19 protein-coding genes are annotated in these 18493 nt (G+C 70.9%); 7 read left to right on the forward strand and 12 right to left on the reverse strand.

All coding sequences use genetic code 11. From position 1 onward, the window contains the following. The first annotated feature begins 58 nt into the window (after positions 1-58). From IFU19_RS06970 to IFU19_RS06980, 3 genes are read left to right on the forward strand one after another with little or no spacing between them, the layout of a single operon-like run. Positions 59-1378, forward strand: coding sequence for a magnesium transporter MgtE N-terminal domain-containing protein (locus IFU19_RS06970; protein WP_191925972.1), 1320 nt, complete (start codon positions 59-61; stop codon positions 1376-1378). Further along, complete coding sequence (locus IFU19_RS06975; RefSeq protein WP_055836243.1) at positions 1378-1905, forward strand: DUF1003 domain-containing protein; 528 nt, start codon at positions 1378-1380, stop codon at positions 1903-1905. The genes IFU19_RS06970 and IFU19_RS06975 overlap by 1 nt, the downstream gene beginning before the upstream one ends. Further along, positions 1902-3050, forward strand: a complete 1149-nt coding sequence (locus IFU19_RS06980; RefSeq protein WP_192013292.1) for a P-loop NTPase — start codon at positions 1902-1904, stop codon at positions 3048-3050. The genes IFU19_RS06975 and IFU19_RS06980 overlap by 4 nt, the downstream gene beginning before the upstream one ends. 85 nt (positions 3051-3135) lie before the next feature. On the opposite strand, the gene IFU19_RS06985 is transcribed toward IFU19_RS06980, so the two are convergent. Continuing rightward, on the reverse strand, positions 3136-3507 hold the full coding sequence (locus IFU19_RS06985) for a Sec-independent protein translocase TatB (protein WP_070409704.1): 372 nt from the start codon (positions 3505-3507) through the stop codon (positions 3136-3138). Between the two features lie 71 nt (positions 3508-3578). Here IFU19_RS06985 and IFU19_RS06990 point away from each other — a divergent pair, with 71 nt between their 5' ends. Beyond that, positions 3579-4217, forward strand: coding sequence for an O-methyltransferase (locus IFU19_RS06990; protein WP_055836233.1), 639 nt, complete (start codon positions 3579-3581; stop codon positions 4215-4217). A gap of 62 nt (positions 4218-4279) precedes the next feature. Here IFU19_RS06990 and IFU19_RS06995 read toward each other — a convergent pair whose 3' ends face one another. From IFU19_RS06995 to dapE, 3 genes are all read right to left on the reverse strand, one after another. Beyond that, complete coding sequence (locus tag IFU19_RS06995; protein ID WP_070409703.1) at positions 4280-4450, reverse strand: DUF3117 domain-containing protein; 171 nt, start codon at positions 4448-4450, stop codon at positions 4280-4282. 94 nt (positions 4451-4544) lie between these two features. Beyond that, complete coding sequence (locus IFU19_RS07000) at positions 4545-5768, reverse strand: hypothetical protein (protein ID WP_192013293.1); 1224 nt, start codon at positions 5766-5768, stop codon at positions 4545-4547. Next, positions 5765-6841 carry a succinyl-diaminopimelate desuccinylase gene (gene dapE / locus IFU19_RS07005; protein ID WP_192013294.1) on the reverse strand — a complete coding sequence of 359 codons (1077 nt, stop codon included), beginning with the start codon at positions 6839-6841 and terminating at the stop codon, positions 5765-5767. The genes IFU19_RS07000 and dapE overlap by 4 nt, the downstream gene beginning before the upstream one ends. A 43-nt stretch (positions 6842-6884) precedes the next feature. On the opposite strand from dapE, the gene dapD reads away from it, so the two are divergent. Then, complete coding sequence (gene dapD / locus IFU19_RS07010; RefSeq protein WP_055939634.1) at positions 6885-7805, forward strand: 2,3,4,5-tetrahydropyridine-2,6-dicarboxylate N-succinyltransferase; 921 nt, start codon at positions 6885-6887, stop codon at positions 7803-7805. 383 nt (positions 7806-8188) lie between these two features. Here the strand turns inward: dapD and IFU19_RS07015 are convergent, their stop codons facing one another. From IFU19_RS07015 to IFU19_RS07040, 6 genes are all read right to left on the reverse strand, one after another. Then, positions 8189-9487, reverse strand: coding sequence for a citrate synthase (locus IFU19_RS07015; RefSeq protein WP_082509624.1), 1299 nt, complete (start codon positions 9485-9487; stop codon positions 8189-8191). A 322-nt stretch (positions 9488-9809) separates the two neighbouring features. Then, positions 9810-10913 (reverse strand): succinyldiaminopimelate transaminase, encoded by a 1104-nt coding sequence (gene dapC, locus IFU19_RS07020; RefSeq protein ID WP_192013295.1) that lies wholly within the window; start codon positions 10911-10913, stop codon positions 9810-9812. Between the two features lie 3 nt (positions 10914-10916). Further along, entirely contained in the window at positions 10917-11237 is a 321-nt protein-coding gene (fdxA, locus tag IFU19_RS07025; protein WP_055836218.1) for a ferredoxin, read from the reverse strand. A 65-nt stretch (positions 11238-11302) separates the two neighbouring features. Beyond that, entirely contained in the window at positions 11303-11731 is a 429-nt protein-coding gene (locus IFU19_RS07030) for a DUF6113 family protein (RefSeq protein ID WP_191914869.1), read from the reverse strand. A 45-nt stretch (positions 11732-11776) separates the two neighbouring features. Then, positions 11777-12091: an AzlD domain-containing protein gene (locus IFU19_RS07035; RefSeq protein WP_055836212.1), complete on the reverse strand. Its 315-nt coding sequence runs from the start codon at positions 12089-12091 to the stop codon at positions 11777-11779. Then, the gene (locus IFU19_RS07040) at positions 12088-12816 is read right to left on the reverse strand and encodes an AzlC family ABC transporter permease (protein WP_192013296.1); all 729 of its coding nucleotides are present in this window, start codon (positions 12814-12816) and stop codon (positions 12088-12090) included. Before IFU19_RS07040 ends, IFU19_RS07035 begins: the two co-directional genes overlap by 4 nt. 65 nt (positions 12817-12881) lie before the next feature. On the opposite strand from IFU19_RS07040, the gene IFU19_RS07045 reads away from it, so the two are divergent. Then, complete coding sequence (locus IFU19_RS07045) at positions 12882-13433, forward strand: helix-turn-helix domain-containing protein (protein WP_055836207.1); 552 nt, start codon at positions 12882-12884, stop codon at positions 13431-13433. 583 nt (positions 13434-14016) lie between these two features. Here the strand turns inward: IFU19_RS07045 and typA are convergent. Next, positions 14017-15927, reverse strand: a complete 1911-nt coding sequence (typA, locus tag IFU19_RS07050; RefSeq protein WP_191914868.1) for a translational GTPase TypA — start codon at positions 15925-15927, stop codon at positions 14017-14019. A gap of 131 nt (positions 15928-16058) precedes the next feature. Further along, positions 16059-17813 (reverse strand): dipeptide ABC transporter ATP-binding protein, encoded by a 1755-nt coding sequence (locus tag IFU19_RS07055; protein ID WP_192013297.1) that lies wholly within the window; start codon positions 17811-17813, stop codon positions 16059-16061. Between the two features lie 62 nt (positions 17814-17875). Here IFU19_RS07055 and IFU19_RS07060 point away from each other — a divergent pair, with 62 nt between their 5' ends. Continuing rightward, positions 17876-18478 (forward strand): PH domain-containing protein, encoded by a 603-nt coding sequence (locus IFU19_RS07060; RefSeq protein ID WP_055836199.1) that lies wholly within the window; start codon positions 17876-17878, stop codon positions 18476-18478. Positions 18479-18493 lie beyond the last annotated feature (15 nt).

An 18493-nucleotide genomic window follows, 5' to 3' on the forward strand; every position in this document is an offset into this window, starting at 1 on the left:
CACGCAGTCCTGACCGTCCCACCGGGTTTGCGCAGCGGTGGCGGACTACGCTGGTCCAGTGAGCACGCAAAGGGTTTTCGTCGCCCGCTTGGCGGGCTGCACGGTGTTCGACCCCGCGGGAGACCGTCTGGGGAAGGTGCGCGACGTCGTGGTGATCTACCGCGCCGCCGCCGCTCCGCGCGTCGTGGGCCTGGTCGTCGAGATCCCCGGCCGGCGACATGTGTTCGTGTCCATCGGACGCGTCACCTCGATTCAGGCCGGTCAGGTCATCACGACCGGCCTCATCAACGTGCGGCGATTCCAGCAGCGCGGCGGCGAGGTGCGCGTGATGGTCGAGATGCTGGGCCGACGCGTGAGCCTCGTCGACGGCTCGGGCACCGCGGTGATCGAAGACGTCGCGATCGAGCGCAACCGACTCGGCGAGTGGGACGTGGGCCAGCTCTTCCTCCGCCGTCCCCGCACCAGCGCCTCTCCCTTCGCCAAGGGGGCGACGACGTTCGCGAGCTGGACCGAGGTGCGCGAGAACCAGACCCCCGGCGAGGCCCAGTCCGCCGAGCAGCTGGTGGCGACGTACTCCGAGCTGAAGCCCGCCGACCTGGCGAACACGCTGCTCGACCTGCCCGAAGAGCGCTTGATCGAAGTTGCCGAAGAACTCAGCGACGACCGCCTCGCCGACGCGCTCGAAGAGATGCCCGAAGACGAGCAGGTGCACATCCTCGAGCAGCTCGGCGACGAGCGCGCCGCCGACATCCTCGACGCCATGGAGCCCGACGACGCGGCCGACCTGCTCGGTCAGCTGCCCGAGACGCGACTCGAACAGCTCCTCGATCTCATGGAGCCCGACGAGGCCGAGGACGTGCGCGCGCTGCTGCAGTACGGCCCCGACACCGCCGGCGGCCTCATGACGCCGGAGCCGATCGTGCTCTCGGCCGATGCAACGGTGGCCGAGGCGCTGGCCCTGATCCGTCGGCACGAACTGCACCCCGCCCTCGCGGCATCCGTGTTCATCACCCTCCCGCCGTACGAGACGCCCACGGGTCGACTGCTGGGCACCGTGCACTTCCAGCGCATGCTGCGGTATCCCCCGCACGAGCGTCTGGGTGCGATCATCGACGACACCCTCGAGCCGGTGCCCGCCGACGCGACGGCCGCCGAGGTCGCCCGCATGCTGGCGAGCTACAACCTCGTCTCGCTCCCCGTCGTCGATCAGGCGCACCGCCTCGTCGGCTGCGTGAGCGTCGACGACGTGCTCGACTACCTGCTGCCCGACGACTGGCGCACCCACGACGGCGACGATCCGCGGCCCAAGGTCACCACGAGACCCACCGCCACCACGAGCATTCCCAAGATCGTCCCGCAGACCCGGAGGAGGCGCTGATGGCTCGGAACAACCGCCAGCCCGCACTGGACGCCCCCCGCGGTCGCGCCCGCGTGCTCGCGCCCCGCGCTCCCCAGCCCTCGCGCGACAGGTTCGGCCGCTTCACCGAGTGGGTGGCCCGAGCGATGGGAACCCCCGCGTTCCTGCTGATGCTGAGCCTGTTCTGCGTGGTGTGGATGGCGTGGAACTCGCTCGCCCCCGACGACCTGCGCTTCGACTCCGCGGCGATCGGCTTCACGGCGCTGACGCTCGTGCTGTCGCTGCAGGCCTCGTACGCCGCTCCGCTCATCCTGCTCGCGCAGAACCGTCAAGACGACCGCGACCGCGTGCAGATCGAGCAGGACCGCCAGCGATCCGAGCGCAATCTCGCCGACACCGAGTACCTCGCCCGCGAGATCGTCGCGCTGCGCATGGCGGTGCGTGACCTCACCGATGAGGTGATCACGAAAGACAGCCTGCGCGCCGAGCTGAAGGCGGCGCTCGAACGCCTCGACGATCACGACGAGCCCTCGCGGGCCACGCCGTGACGACCGAGCTCGCCGACCGTGTGCGGGCCGCCGTCGGCGCCGTCACCGACCCCGAGCTGCGCCGTCCGCTCTCGGAGCTCGACATGGTGCGCGGCATCGAGGTGCACGGCGGTGTCGCCGACGTCGGCATCGCGCTGACGATCGTGGGGTGCCCGGCCGCCGATCGCATCGAACGCGAGGTGCGGGATGCCGCGGCCTCGGTCGCCGGCGTCGACGCGGTCGAGGTGCGGGTCGGCGTGATGTCGCCCGACGAGCGTCGCGCGCTCACCGACAAGCTGCGCGGGGGCCGCGCGAAGCGCGAGATGCCCTTCGGCCCCGACTCGCTGACCCGCGTGATCGCGGTCACCAGCGGTAAGGGCGGCGTGGGCAAGTCGACGATCACCGCGAACCTCGCCGTCGCCCTGGCGGCCCGGGGTCTGCGCGTCGGACTCGTCGACGCCGATGTGCACGGCTTCTCGATCCCGGGCCTTCTCGGCCTGGTCGACGCCGACGGGCTGCCGCCCGCGCCCACCCGCCTCGACGACCTGATCCTCCCGCCCGTCGCGTACGGCGTGAAGGTCATCTCGATCGGCATGTTCCTGCGCCGCCCCGGCGAAGAGGCCGCGGGGGCCGTCGCCTGGCGCGGTCCGATGCTGCACCGCACCGTGCAGCAGTTCCTCACCGACGTGTTCTTCGGCGACCTCGACGTGCTCCTGCTCGACATGCCCCCGGGGACCGGCGACGTGGCGATCTCGGTGGGTCAGCTGCTCCCCCACGCCGACGTGCTCGTGGTCACCACCCCCCAGGCGGCCGCGGCCGACGTGGCCGTGCGATCGGGCCTCGTCGCCCGCCAGACCGGTCAGCGCCCGATCGGCGTCATCGAGAACATGGCCGCCCTGACGCTGCCCGACGGTACGGTGCTCGATCTGTTCGGCTCCGGAGGCGGCGAGGCCGTGGCCCGCGCTCTGTCGAACGAGACCGATGACGTGCCCCTGCTGGCATCCGTTCCCCTCAGCCCGGCTCTGCGCACCGGCGGCGACGAGGGGCGCCCTGTCGTGCTGTCGCAGCCCGACGACCCCGCCGCGCGGGCGATCGACGCCGCGGCCGCCGCGCTGGCGGTTCGACCCCGGGGTCTGGCGGGCAAGCCGCTGCGCCTCGGCGTCTGATCCGGCGCGCGCCGCTGCCGACACAGGGCATACCGCCCTGTCGCCCGCTCGGGCGGCACGGCAGCGCGGAGACGCGAAGGGGGGCTCAGGTCGCTTCGTCGTCGAACGGGGGACGTTCGCCGGCGACGAACGGCGGCACCGTCGTCTTCTCGCGCGCCGCGAGAGCGGCCGCACCGGCCGCGCGCATCGTGGCCGTCGGAGTGTCGTCGAGCAGTGCCTCGCGGATGATGCGGCGCGGGTCGTACTGACGCGGATCGAGCTTCTTCCAGTCGACGTCGTCGAACTCGGGGCCCATCTCGTCGCGCATGCGCGAGCGCGCCCCTTGCATCGTCTCTTTGGCGCGCTTGGTGAACTTCGCGAGCGTCTCCGCATAGCGGGGTAGGCGCTCGGGGCCGACGAGGACAGCGGCGATCACGCCGATCAGCATCAGCTTCTCGATCGTGAGCCCGAAGAACATGGGAACAGATTACCGGCCGCGCCTGGGGGTGGAGCGCGCTCGGGCCGTCTAGCCTGATCGAGGAGGTCCACGTGAGCGGTTATCAGGCGAACGAGCGGTTCGTGCAGGAGTCGACGGTCGAGCCCGAGCACATCGCTCGGGCGCGCGCGCACGCCCTCGAACTGGGAGCGGCGCCCATCAGCCCCGCGGTGGGCGCGCAGTCGGCGGTGCTGTCGGCCGCGTCCCGTGCCCTCAACATCGTCGAAGTGGGCACCGGCGGCGGTGTGTCGGGCCTGTGGCTGCTGCACGGTTCTCCCCGCGCCACGATCACCACGATCGACAGCGAGCCCGAGCACCTCGGTGCCGCTCGAGCCGCGTTCATCGACGCCCGTGTGCCTGCGGCCCGCGCCCGGTTCATCACGGGCCGCGCGTCGGACGTGCTGCCGCGCATGAACGAGGCCTCGTACGACATCGTCTTCATCGACGCCGATCCCGAGGGCGTCATCGAGTACGTCGAGCACGGTCTGCGGCTCGTCCGCGCCGGCGGCACGGTGCTGATCCCGCGGGTCCTGTCGCACGGTGCGGTGGCGGATCCGGTGCGCCGCGACGCCGTCACGACCGCGTATCGCTCGCTCATCCAGGAGGTGCAGTCCTCCCCCGCCGTCATCGGCGCGCTGTCGACCTCGGGAGAGGGCCTTCTGCAGCTGACGACGCGCCTCACCGACGCCTGAGCGTCCTCACGAACGAAGAAGGCCGGCCCCCGCGGGGACCGGCCTTCACTCGTGGAGATGCGTCACGCCGTGACGACACCGCCGAGTACGTCGTGGAGTTCCTTCGCCTCGGCGTCGTTCACCGAGACGACGAGACGCCCGCCGCCCTCGAGCGGCACGCGCACGATGATCAACCGGCCCTCCTTCACGGCCTCCATCGGTCCGTCGCCGGTACGCGGCTTCATGGCTGCCATCGCGGCCCCCTTTTCGTCGTTGGTCTACCTAGGAGTTTACCGGTAAGCCGCGAGTGCCGTCGTCCCGTGCGGCGAAGTACGTCATCCTGCACGGTCACGGAATCTGCCAGAAGGTGTTGGCCAGCCCGTACATGTTGTAGATCCACCACCACTGCCCCAGGAGCGACAGGGCCAGAACGCCGATGCGCCAGGCGCGCGAGGTCGGCACGGCGAACGCCCCCCACAGCGGCGAGACGGGCACGAGCAGACGGAAGATGCTCGACTGGGGGAAGAACACCAGCAGCAGGTAGACGAGGTAGCTCGCCGACCACAGGCGCACCTCGATCCCGAGCCGCTTCACCTGGGGCAGCAGCAGCAGCGCGGCCGCGGCGCCGACGATGAGCACGACGAGCGCGACGTATCCGACGACGGGCCCGAGCCCCCACTGCGTGAACCAGAATCCCGCCGCCTGCACCCACCCGTCGACCGGGACGAAGTGCCCCCCGCTATCGCCGAGCCAGTTGCGCCGCCACGCGAGCTCGGTGGCGAGGTAGGCGCCCGGATCGCCCGTGACGATCGTCGCGATGCCCTGCCACGCGAACCCGACGAGGGTCGACAGCGCCCCCAGCGCCACGATGTGCACGACGTCGCGTCTCGGCAGCGGCTCCGTGCGGCGGCGGAGGAAGCGGTGGATGCCGAGCAGGGCGAGGAACAGCGCGAAGGCGAGGATGCCCGGGCGCGTGAACCCCATCGCCGGGACGAGCAGGTACAGCCAGCCCCATCGTCGGAGTTGCACGCAGCGCAGGGCGAGGAAGAGCAGGAACAGGAACAGCGCCTCGGCGTACCCCACCTGGAACAGCGCGGCCAGCGGGCCGCACGCGAAGAAGACGACGGCCCACATCGCCGCCGAGGTGCCGATGCGTTCGCGCAGCAGCGCGTGCAGCACAACGCACGCGCCGTAGCCCGAAGCGAGCGAGATGGCCACGGCCCCCGCGCCCCACGACCCGAGCAGCGCGCCGAGGCCCGCCGACAGGTAGGCGTACAGCGGCATGAACGCCCACGCGTTCTCGGCGACGTGACCCCCGGCGGCCAGCGGAAGGTCGGCCGGGTACCCCGACACCGCCGCCAGCCAGTACCACTGGGCGTCCCAGCCCAGCGCGAGCTCGCCCAACGAGGGGGCCACGCCGTAGCGCGACGCCGGTCCCGACAGGGCCGCCGTCACCATGAAGAACCCGGTCGTGATCATGCGCGCGATCACGTAGACGAGGGCGATCCGTGCGGCGACGGGCAGCCGCTCCCATCCGCGGACGGACGGGGATGCCGTGACCTCGGCGGTCACGACCCGCTCAACCACGCCCGCAGACCCCGCTCGACCGCGTCGATCTGCGCGAGCGGAACGCGCTCCTCGTCGTGGTGGGCCAGGTGCGGGTCGCCGGGGCCGTAGTTGACGGCGGGGATGCCCAGGGCCGAGAACCGTGCGACGTCGGTCCAGCCGTACTTGGGCTTCGGGGTCGCCCCCACGGCCGTGACGAAGTCCTGCGCGAGGGCCGCGTCGAGCCCGGGCCGAGCACCCTCCGCCACGTCGACGATCTCGATGTCGAATCCGGTGAACACGTCGCGCACGACGCGCTCGGCGGCCTCGGCATCGCGGCTGGGCGCGAAGCGGTAGTTGACCTCGACCTCGCACGCGTCGGGGATGACGTTGCCGGCGACGCCGCCCGAGATGCGCACGGCGTTGAGGCCCTCGCGGTAGACGAGGCCCTCGACCTCGATCTCGCGGGCGCGGTACTCGGCCAGGCGGGCGAGGATGGGGGCCGCCTTGTGGATGGCGTTCTCGCCGATCCACGAACGCGCGCTGTGAGCGCGCACGCCATCTGTACGGATGAGCGCGCGGAGCGTGCCGTTGCACCCTCCCTCGACCTCGCCGTTGCTCGGCTCCCCGAGGATGGCGAAGTCCCCGGCGAACAGGTCGGGACGGTTGCGCGAGAGACGGCCGAGACCGTTGAGGGAGGAGTCCACCTCTTCGTGGTCGTACCACATCCACGTGATGTCGACGGGGGGTGCGACCAGCTCCGCGGCGAGTTTCAGCTGCACGGCGACGCCGGCCTTCATGTCGACCGTGCCGCGACCCCAGAGGAACGCCTCGCCGTTGATCTCGCGGTCTTCCACCGGCAGGTTGCGGTTGATGGGGACCGTGTCGATGTGCCCCGCGATGACGACGCGTCGGTCGCGCCCCAGCTGGGTGCGGGCCACGACGGTGTCGCCGTCCCGGATGATCTCGAGGTGCCCGTAGGCCGAGACGGCGGCCTCGATGGCATCCGCGAGGGTGGTCTCGTCCCCCGACTCGCTGGCGATGTCGCAGATCGCACGGGTGAGGTCGACGGACGAGGAAGTGAGGTCGAGGGCGGCCATGCCCCGATCCTCCCACAGGCGGCACCCCCGCTAGCCTGGACGTGTGAGCAACGAACGACGCATCAGCGCTGCCGGCCTCTCCACCCGCACCCTCGAGGGGACCGTGCTCGACGCGTGGTTCCCCCGGCCGGTCCTGGGCGTCCCCGAGAGCCTGGATGCCGAGCGGGCCGACCTCGACAAGACGGCCGGGGCCGACGAGCGCCGGGGTGTCGTCGTCGAGGCCGTCGCCCTCACGATCGACGCCGACGCGGCACCGGCGTCGACCGCCGACGCGTACCTGCGTCTGCACGCGCTGTCGCACCTGCTGGTGCGTCCCAACGACATCAACCTCGACGGGATCTTCTCCCACCTGCCGAACGTCGCCTGGACCAGCGCCGGCCCGATGCACCCCGACGACGCGGCGCGGCTCCGTCCCTCGCTCCAGCGCCACGGCATCCAGATCCAGGGGCTCGACAAGTTCCCGCGCCTCACCGACTACGTGCTGCCCGCCGGCGTGCGCATCGCCGATGCCTCGCGGGTGCGGCTCGGCGCCCACCTTTCTCCCGGCACGACCGTGATGCACGAGGGCTTCGTCAACTTCAACGCCGGCACGCTCGGCTCCTCGATGATCGAGGGGCGCGTGTCGCAGGGCGTCGTGATCGGCGACGGCACCGACATCGGCGGCGGCGCCTCGATCATGGGCACGCTCTCGGGAGGGGGGACGCACCGCGTCTCGATCGGCGCGCGCACCCTGCTCGGCGCCAACGCGGGCATCGGCATCTCGCTCGGTGACGACTGCGTCGTCGAGGCCGGACTCTACGTCACCGCCGGCACCAAGGTGCGGGTCGGCGACGAGACGGTCAAGGCCGGCGAGCTGTCGGGCCGTGACGGCATCCTGTTCCGCCGCAACTCCCTCACCGGCGCCGTCGAGGTCTCGGCCCGCGCCGGCGTCGGCGTCACGCTGAACGAGGCCCTGCACGCCTGAGGCTGCACGCGTGGCGCTGCACGCGCGGCGCTGCACGCCCGACGCCGCACCGCACCGCGTGTCGCGTCGCCCGCCCCGCGGCATCCGTCCCGCCGCCACGGCCGCGCGGCATCCGTCCGTCCCCCGCGCCCGCGCGGCGTCCGCGTCATGCCCATAAACGCTCTTCGTGCGCATAAACGCCGCGACACCGCGTTTATCCGCACGATCAGCGTTTATGGGCGAGGCGGCGCCGGGGTCTCGCCGCCGTGCCCCGCCGCACTCACCGGTTGCCTCGGCCACACCCGCACCGACGCGCTTCCGGGCCGCCGAGAGCCAGCACCTCCCTGCCTGCAGACGAAACGCCCCGCCCCTCGCGAGAGGGACGGGGCGTTCGAGGGCCGGTGTCAGCCGATGCCGGGGTAGTCGCGTACCGCGGCACCCGTGTACAGCTGCTGCGGGCGGCCGATCTTCGTCTGCGGGTCGCTGATGGCCTCGCGCCACTGGGCGATCCAGCCGGGCAGGCGGCCGATCGCGAAGAGCACGGTGAACATGCGCGTGGGAAAACCCATCGCCTTGTAGATGACGCCGGTGTAGAAGTCGACGTTGGGGTACAGGCGACGCTCCTTGAAGTAGTCGTCCTCGAGGGCGATCTGCTCGAGCTCCTTCGCGAGGTCGAGCAGGGGGTCGCTCACGCCGAGGGCTTCGAGCACCTCGTCGGCGGCGCCCTTCACCAGCTTGGCGCGCGGGTCGTAGTTCTTGTAGACCCGGTGGCCGAAGCCCATGAGCTTGACGCCCTCTTCTTTGTTCTTCACGCGCTCCACGAAGCGTTCAACGCTCTCGCCCGAGTCGCGGATGCGGCCGAGCATCTGCAGCACGGCCTCGTTGGCGCCGCCGTGCAGCGGGCCCGACAGGGCCTGGATGCCGGCGGACACCGACGCGAACTGGTTGGCGCCGGTGGAGCCCACCAGGCGCACCGTCGAGGTCGACGCGTTCTGCTCGTGGTCCTCGTGCAGCATCAGCAGCAGGTCGAGGGCCTTGGTCATGACGGGGTTGATCTCGTACGGCTCGCTCATGACGCCGAAGTTCAGCTTGAGGAAGTTGTCGACGAAGCTCATCGAGTTGTCGGGGTACAGGAACGCCTGCCCGATGCTCTTCTTGTGCGCGTAGGCCGCGATCACGGGGAGCTTCGCGAGCATGCGCACGGTGTTGAGTTCGACGTGCTCGGGGTTGTGCGGGTCGGACTCGGCCTCGTAGTAGGTCGAGAGGGCCGCGGTCGCCGCCGACAGCACCGACATGGGGTGCGCGGTCGGCGGAAGCGACGAGAACAGGCTCTTCAGGTCTTCGTGCAGCAACGTGTGACGGCGGATGCGCTCGTCGAACGATGCGAGTTCGGATGCCGAGGGCAGCTCGCCGTAGATGAGCAGCCACGCGACCTCGAGGTAGGTGCTGTTCTGGGCCAGCTGCTCGATCGGGTATCCGCGGTAGCGCAGAATGCCCTGGTCACCGTCGATGTAGGTGATGTCCGACTTCGTCGACGCGGTGTTGACGAAGCCGTAGTCGAGCGCCGTGTGCCCGGTCTGCTTGGTCAGCGACGCCATGTCGATGCTCGGGATGCCGTCGGTGCCCCGAAGAACCGCGAACTCGGCGGTGGTGCCCCCTACCGTGAGGGTGGCCTTGTCCTGCTGCGTACCCACGTCGCTCACCGCGCCTCCTTGCGATTTCTGGTCGCCCACTTGTCGACCGCGAGGGCGGGAGGCACCCGCGATCTTCCCGAACCGGGGATGCCGCGAGGGGCGGCGTCCTGGTCGGCGCACGCCCGGAGGGTTGCCCGAACGCACTGCTTTTACAGCCTAGTAGGCCGGGGCGCCTACAGATGACATCGCCAAAGGATGCCCCCATCGAAGGGAGGGATCCTCCTCATAGGGGCGGTCGATCGTGATCGACGGCGTGCGGCGACACTCCGGAACGGCGCGCCCGGCGCTCCCGTGGGGAATCGACCCACCGGCGGGGTTCGCACCGACTCGGCTACGGAGCCAGCCGCTCCGCCGCCGCGGCGATCCGCTCGTCGGTCGCCGTGAGCGAGAAGCGCACGTGGTTCGGGAAGTGGGTGCCGTAGAAGTGCCCGGGCCCGACCAGGATGCCCAGGTCGGCCAGCCGACCCACGCTCTCCCACGCGTCGCGGCCCTCGGTCGCCCAGAGGTAGAGCCCGCCTTCGCTGCGGTCGATCGTGAAACCCGCGGCCTCGATCGCGGGCTTGAGGATCGCCCGCCGACGCGCGTACCGCTCGCGCTGCTCGACGACGTGCGCATCGTCGCCCAGGGCGACGGTCATCGCCCGCTGCACGGGGGCCGGAGGAATGAGACCGAGATGCTTGCGACCGGTCAGCAGTCGCTCCACCAGGGCCGCGTCACCGGCGAGGAAGGCCGCGCGGTATCCGGCGAGGTTCGACTGCTTGCTCAGCGAGTACACCGACAGCACACCGGTGAGGTCGTCGCCGACGACAGCCGGGTCGAGCACGCTGGGCACCCGCTCGCGGTCCCACGGCGCGTCCCAGCCGAGTTCGGCGTAGCACTCGTCGGACGCGAGGACCGCGCCGAGCTCGCGCGCCCGGGTCGCGGCATCCGTCAACTCCGCCGCGGAGAGCACACGACCGTCGGGGTTGCCCGGCGAGTTGATCCACACCAGACGCGTGTGGGCGGGCCACTCGGAGGGATCATCGGATGCCACGGCCTCGGCCCCGACGAGACGGGCACCCACCTCGTAGGTCGGGTACGCGGCGCGCGGGTGCACGACGGCATCGCCAGGACCGAGGCCCAGCAGCAGCGGCAACAGCGCCACGAGTTCTTTCGATCCGACCGTCGGAAGGGCGTTCGCGGCCGTCAGGCCCGGGACTCCGCGGCGACGGACGTACCAGTCGACGATCGCCTCGCGCAGCGCCGGCGTGCCGGCCGTCTGCGGGTACGCGTGCGCGTCGGTCGCGTCGGCGAGGGCCGTGGCGATGACGTCGGGCGTCGGGTCGACGGGCGAACCGATCGACAGGTCGACGATGCCGGCAGGGTGTCGCCGCGCGCGCTCCGCGTACGGGGCGACGGCGTCCCAGGGGTAGTCGGCGAGGTCGGCGACGCCCACGGCTCAGTGGGCCTGCGGGGGGAGCGCGGTGATGACGGGGTGGTCCTTGGCGATCACGCCGACCTTCGCCGCTCCACCGGGCGAGCCGATGTCGTCGAAGAATTCGACGTTGGCCTTGTAGTAATCGGACCACTCTTCGGGCAGGTCGTCTTCGTAGTAGATCGCCTCGACGGGGCAGACCGGCTCGCACGCACCGCAGTCGACGCATTCGTCGGGGTGGATGTACAGCGATCGTTCACCCTCGTAGATGCAGTCGACGGGGCATTCGTCGATGCAGGCACGGTCCTTCACATCGACGCACGGGAGGGCGATCACGTAAGTCACGACCCCAGTCTAATCGCGCGGGAGCGACCGGCCTCGCCGCGCGGCCGCCGATGACCCCCGAGGCGTCACCGCGCGGTCGTCGCCGGGGCCGCGTTCGCGCCCGTGCCGACCGCGGACTGCTGCTTCAGGTGCGAGAAGTCGGGCCAGAAGGCCACGAAGACCATCAGCGCCGGGCCCACGATCGTCCACACCACGGGGATCCATTCGGTGCCCGGGGTGGGGGCTGAGACGATGGCCGACCCGCCGGGCCCCACCTGCGAGAACAGATACGTCGCCGCCGAGATGCCGAACCCGCCGGCCAGCGCGTTGATCCGGTCCCCCGTCAGCACCCGCAACGCGATCAACAGCGCCGCACTGCCGACCGTGGCCAGGATCAGTCCCAGCGGCACGGGTCCGAGGCGGTACGCCTGCGCGACCGTGCCGGCCGCCCCGTAGAAGGCGCCGACCAGCAGCGCCACGACCCAACCGACGATGCGCAGGATCCCAGAGTTCATTGCGTCAGTTTAGGCGCGACACCTTTGCGCCGAGAGAACCCCCGGTCACGCCGCCCACCCCCACAGGCGCAGCAGCGCCGCGGTGACCGCGGCCGCCACGACCACGATGAGGAACGGAGCGCGTGCCCACAGCAGCAGCGCCGCGACCGCGACGGCCGGCAGTCGCGCGTCGAGGACGATCTCCGAGCCCGCCGCCACCGTCTGCACGATCACCAGCGCCGACAGCAGTGCCACGGTCAGCAGATCGGCGATGCGCGCCGGGCGGGGTGCCTCGAGCCAGTGCGCGGGAGTGAGGTAGCCGACGCCCTTCAGGGCGACGCAAATCACCGAGGCCAGGAGCACGGCGGTCCACAGGGTCATGGCATCCCCTTCTCTTCGGCGACCACTCCGGGAGCGGACGTGGGGCGGCGCGGATCGAACAGCCCCACCGCGACCGCGACGCCCGCGGCGGCGATGACGGGGATGCCCGGCATGAGCACGGGGGTGAGGGCGGCGGCGACGACCGCCGCCCCCGCGGCCACCGCGAGCGGCTCGCGCCCCCGCAGCCGGGGCCACAGCAGCGCCAGGAACGCCGCCGCCGCGGCCGCATCGAGGCCGTATGTGCGCGGGTCGCCCAGCACGTCGCCGAGCAGCGCACCCAAGAGCGTCGAGATGTTCCAGCCGATCCAGATCGCGACGCCGGTGACCCAGAACCCCCACCGGCGTGCGCGCGGCGTGGACTGCGCAAGGCCCACGGCCACCGATTCGTCGATCGTGAACTGCGTCGCACCGGCCTTGCGCCAGAATCCGCCCGCCACGACGGGAGCCATCCGCATTGCGTACGCGGCGTTACGCACGCCCAGCAGCACCGACGACGCGATCGCGGCGGGAGCGGCGGCCGCGCCGCCGGCGGCGATGACACCGACGAACGCGAACTGCGACCCGCCCGTGAACATCAGCAGGCTCAGCACGCACGTCTGCCAGACGTCGAGTCCGGAGGCCACCGACAGGGCACCGAACGACACGCCGTAGGCGCTCGTCGCCAGCGCGACGGCGAGCCCCTGGCGAGCGGCGACACCCTCGGGTGTTCGGTAGAACGAACGCATGGTCAACATCGTGAACGTTCGAGCGGCGTTCGTCAAGTCGAACGATCGTTGAGCATAATGAACGCATGACCGATCTGAGCGACCGCATCGCCGCGACCCTGCGTCGCGAGCGCGAACGACGCGATCTCAGCGTCTCGGAGCTCGCCCGCCGCGCGGGCGTCGCGAAGGCCACGGTCTCGCAGCTCGAGAACGGCGGGGGCAACCCCAGCGTCGAGACGCTCTGGGCGCTGGCCACGGCCCTCGAGGTGCCCTTCGCGGTGCTCGTCGACGAGGGTGTGCGCTCCCCCACGCTCATCCGCGCCGGTGAGGCCACCGCGGCCGTGTCGTCCTCGGCATCCGACTATCTCGCCGTGCTCCTGTCGGCGAGTCCGCCGCACGCCCGCCGCGACATCTACCTGCTCAGCGCCGAGCCCGGCACGCCGCGTCTGTCGGAGCCCCACCCCCGCGGCACGATCGAGCACGTCGTGCTCGTAACCGGTCGCGGCCTCGTCGGCCCGGTCGACGCCCCCTACGAGCTGTCCCCCGGCGACTACCTCTCGTACCCCGGCGACGCTCCGCACGTGTTCGAGGCGCTGGAGCCGGGCATGAGCGTCGTCTGCGTCGTCGAGTCGCGCTGAGTCCACCGCTCGCGCTGCAGCGCCCGCCGAGCACCCCCGCGCCACACCCACGCCGACGCGCCAGCGCCCCAACCCCGTTGAGTGTCCAGGACACGCCGCCCCGGCGCGGGTACGCGCGGCGCGTCTTGGACACTCAACGGGAAACGAGCGCCGCGCGCGCAAAACGGCCCCGCGCCACCGCCCCGCCCAGCCACTCGCGTCGCACCCACGCCGAGCCGCAAGCGCCGCAACCACGCCGAGCCCCCCAGCGCCACAACCCCGTTGAGTGTCCACGACACGCCGCCCCCGCACCGGCACACACGGCGCGTCTTGGACACTCAACGGGGAATCAACGCCGCGGAAACGCGAACGGGCCTGCGTCAGCGCTCAGGCCGCATCCGCGCCCAGCCCAGCCGAGCCCGGCCCAGCCGAGCCCTGCCCGGCCCCGCCCCAGCGCCACAACCCGTCGAGTGTCCAGAACACGCCGCCACCGCCCGAGGCACAGCGGCGTGTCCTGGACACTCAACGGGGGACGAACGCCGCAGAAACGCGAAACGGCCCCGCCCAGCCGGAGCTGGTGCGGGGCCGTTCTGGATGCAGGCGCTTACGCGTTGGCATCCTGACGCTTCAGGCGCGAGGCTGAGCGTCCGCGCTCGGTCGCGTCGAGCACGACCTTGCGGATACGCACGGCCTCGGGGGTGACCTCGACGCATTCGTCGTCGCGGGCGAACTCGAGGCTCTCCTCGAGCGTCAGCAGGCGCGGGGGCGTCATCGACTCGAACGAGTCGGAGCTGGCCGCACGCATGTTGGTCAGCTTCTTCTCTTTGGTGATGTTGACGTCCATGTCGTCGGCGCGCGAGTTCTCGCCGATGACCATGCCCTCGTAGACCTCCTGCGTCGGCTGCACGAAGAACGACATGCGCTCCTGCAGACCGATCATCGCGAAGGGGGTGACGACGCCCATGCGGTCGGCGACGATCGAGCCGTTCTGACGGGTCGAGATGTGACCGGCCCAGGGCTCGTAGCCGTGCGAGATCGCGTTGGCGATACCGGTGCCGCGCGTGGTGGTGAGGAACTCGGTGCGGAAGCCGATCAGGCCGCGCGAGGGGACGACGAACTCCATGCGCACCCAGCCGGTGCCGTGGTTCGTCATGTTGTCCATGCGACCCTTGCGGCCGGCGAGCAGCTGCGTGATCGCACCGAGGTACTCCTCGGGCGAGTCGATGGTGAGGTGCTCGAACGGCTCGTAGGTCTTGCCGTCGATCTTCTTCGTGACCACCTGCGGCTTGCCGACGGTGAGCTCGAAGCCCTCGCGGCGCATGTTCTCGACGAGGATCGCGAGGGCGAGCTCTCCGCGGCCCTGCACCTCCCACGCGTCGGGGCGTCCGATATCGACGACCTTCAGCGAGACGTTACCGATCAGCTCGCGGTCGAGGCGGTCCTTGACCATGCGGGCGGTGAGCTTGTGGCCCTTGACCTTGCCCATGAGGGGCGAGGTGTTCGTGCCGATGGTCATCGAGATGGCCGGGTCGTCGACCGTGATGGCCTTGAGGGGCCGCACGTCTTCGGGGTCGGCGATGGTCTCGCCGATGGTGATGTCGGGGAAACCGGCGATGGCGACGATGTCGCCGGGGCCGGCGTCGTCGGCCGGGTAGCGCTCGAGCGCGCGGGTCTTCAGTAGCTCGGTGATCCGGGCGTTGCTGGTGCTGCCGTCGGCACGGACCCACGCGACCGTCTGACCCTTCTTCAGGGTGCCGTTGAACACGCGCAGCAGCGCGAGGCGACCGAGGAAGGGGCTCGAGTCGAGGTTGGTGACCCACGCCTGCAGCGGCGCCTCATCGTCGTACGACGGGGCCGGAACGTGCTCGAGGATCGCGCCGAAGAGCGGCTCGAGGTCGTCGTTGTCGGGCAGCGAGCCGTCGGCGGGACGGTTCAGCGACGCAGCTCCCGCACGACCCGAGGCGTACACGACGGGGACGTCGAGCAGGGCGTCGACGTCGAGGTCGGGAACGTCGTCGACCAGGTCGGACGCGAGACCGAGCAGCAGGTCGTGCGCTTCTTCTTCGACCTCGCCGATACGCGCGTCGGGTCGGTCGGTCTTGTTCACCAACAGGATGACGGGGAGCTTGGCCTCGAGGGCCTTGCGCAGCACGAAGCGGGTCTGGGGCAGCGGGCCCTCGGACGCGTCGACGAGCAGCACGACACCGTCGACCATCGACAGGCCGCGCTCGACCTCGCCACCGAAGTCGGCGTGGCCCGGGGTGTCGATCACGTTGATCGTGACCGGCACGTCGCTGTGGACGCCGTTGTAGGTGATCGCCGTGTTCTTGGCGAGGATCGTGATGCCCTTTTCGCGCTCGAGGTCGTTCGAGTCCATCGCGCGTTCTTCGATGTGCGCGTGGTCGCCGAACGAGCCGGTCTGGCGGAGCATGGCGTCGACGAGAGTCGTCTTGCCGTGGTCGACGTGCGCGACGATCGCGACGTTGCGGAGGTCAGGACGAAGGGCGTGCGCCATGGAGGGTCTCCAGGAAAATTCGGGGTGGCGCCCGGAATCGGGCTCCCTTAGTCTACCGGGCGCCCGCCGCGCAGCCTGGCAGACAGCAGAAAGGGGCGGGATTCCTCGGAATCCCGCCCCTTTCCGGCACCTCAGGAGGCCGGGTCGTCCTTCAGCAGCTCGTGACGGAGCTCGCGGCGCGCAGCCTGGACCTCGACATCGGGCACCGGGATCGCTGCGATGAGTCGCTGCGTGTACTGCTGCTTCGGTGCGCGCAGGATCTGATCGCGGGTGCCCTGCTCGGCGATCTTGCCGCGGTTGAGCACCACGATGCGATCTGCCATGGCATCCACCACGGCGAGGTCGTGGCTGATGAACAGGCACGCGAAACGGTGCTCTTTCTGCAGCTCGCTGAGCAGTTCGAGCACCCGGGCCTGCACCGACACGTCGAGCGCGCTCGTGGGCTCGTCGGCGACCAGCAGACGCGGCTGCAGCGAGAGGGCGCGCGCGATGCCCACGCGCTGCTTCTGCCCGCCCGACAGCTCGTGCGGGTAGCGGTTGCGGTAGCTGCGCGGAAGACGCACCTCGTCGAGCAGCTTCTCGATGCGCGCCTCGAGCTCGGCGCCCTTGGCCTCACCGGCGAGGAACAGCGGCTCGCCGATGGACTCGCCGATCGGCAGGCGCGGGTTCAGCGACGACGACGGGTCCTGGAACACGATGCCCACGCGGCGCCGCAGCGACTTGATGAGCTTGCGCGAACCGCTCGAGATGTCGACGCCGTCGACCACCAGACGACCGTCGGCGATGGGCTGCAGACCGATGGCGGCGCGGCCGATGGTCGACTTGCCCGACCCCGACTCTCCGACCAGTCCGACGATCTCGCCCTCGGCGATGCCCAGCGTGACGTCGTCGACGGCGCGGAAAGCGGCGACGCGTCCTTTCTTGCCGTACTCGATCGAGACGTTGTCGAGCTGCAGCACCGGGTGGGCGATCTCGGGGGCGGCGACGGCGAGGGCGATCGTCTCGGTGCGGGCGGGACCACTGGCCACCGCGGTGGCCAATGCCTCGACGACGTCGACCGTGGCTTCGCCCTCGAGGGTCTCGCCCAGGCGCGGGACCGAGGCCAGCAGCTCCTTCGTGTAGGCGTCCTGCGGGTCGCCCAGCACCTTCGCGGCGGGGCCCTGCTCGACGATGTCGCCGGACTTCATCACGACGATCCAGTCCGCGAGGTCGGCGACGACGCCCATGTCGTGCGTGATGAGCAGCACGGCCGAGTCGAGACGGTCGCGCAGGTCGCGGATGAGATCGAGGATCTCGGCCTGCACGGTCACGTCGAGCGCGGTCGTGGGCTCATCGGCGATGAGCAGTGCCGGCTCCAGGCTGATCGACTGCGCGATCATGGCGCGCTGGCGCTGGCCGCCCGACAGCTGGTGCGGGTACGAGGCGAAGGCTTTGGCCGGGTCGGGGAGCCCGACCATCTCGAGCAGCTCCATCGCGCGGGCCTTGGCCTGCGTGGGAGCGATCGGGGTGTGCGCGCGCAGCGCCTCGATGATCTGCGACCCCACCGTCAGCACGGGGTTCAGGGCCGTCATCGGCTCCTGGAAGATCGCCGCGACCTCGGGACCGCGCAGCTGCCGCATCTGCGACGCCGACAGGCCGGTGACCTCGCGGCCGTTGACCTTGATGCTGCCGGTGACACGGCTGTTGCGGGGCAGCAGGTCGAGCACGGCCATCGAGCTGACGCTCTTGCCCGAGCCCGACTCGCCGACCACCGCGACGACCTGGCCGCGCGCGATCGAGTAGGTGAGGTGCTTCGCGGCGGGAACCCACACGTCGTCGACCGCGAAGTCGACGCTGACGTCGGTCATCTCGAGGGCGGGGATGGCCGCCTTCTCGGTCGTGCTCATGAGATTGTCCTCTCGGTCCCGCCGAGCGGGAGTGAGTGATCGGGGAATGAAAGAATCGGAGGATGCCACGCCAGACGTTCCGTTCGACGTTCACCCGAGTCCTGTGCGGCATCGTCTGGGCGATCATCGCCGTCGTGGCGATCGGTCTGCTCGTCACGCCCGGGGCGAGCGAGGCGCCCGCCCTCGTGATCGTGGGCGCGCTGGGAGCGGCCGCCCTGGTCACCGGCATCCTGTGGTCGCCCTCGGTGTCCGTCGACGACGACGGCGTGCAGGTCGACAACATCGCCCTGCGCTACCTCGTGCCGTGGGCGGCGCTCATCCACGTCGACACGCGGTACTCGCTGCAGCTGCACACGCCCGGACGTCGCATCGGCGTCACCGCCGCACCGGCGCCCGGCGCGACCGGATCGCTCCGCGCCGCCCGCGCCCACCGCCGCAGCGACAGCCCGTCGACGCCGCAGACGCGCCCCGGCGAGCTGCCGAACACCGACTCCGGACGCGCCGCCGAGATGGTGCGCACCCGCTGGCACGCCCTGCGCGAAGCCGGACGCATCGAGGCGGGTGTCGCCGAGAGCGTCCGTGTGCACGTGGGCGTCCGCACGGGCAACCTCGTGCTGCTCGTGGCCGGCGCGGCCGGTCTCGTCGCGGCGGTCGCCCTGGGCTGACACCCGCGCGAAGGC

The organism is Microbacterium sp. CFBP 8794 (assembly GCF_014841235.1).
Lineage (GTDB): Bacteria > Actinomycetota > Actinomycetes > Actinomycetales > Microbacteriaceae > Microbacterium.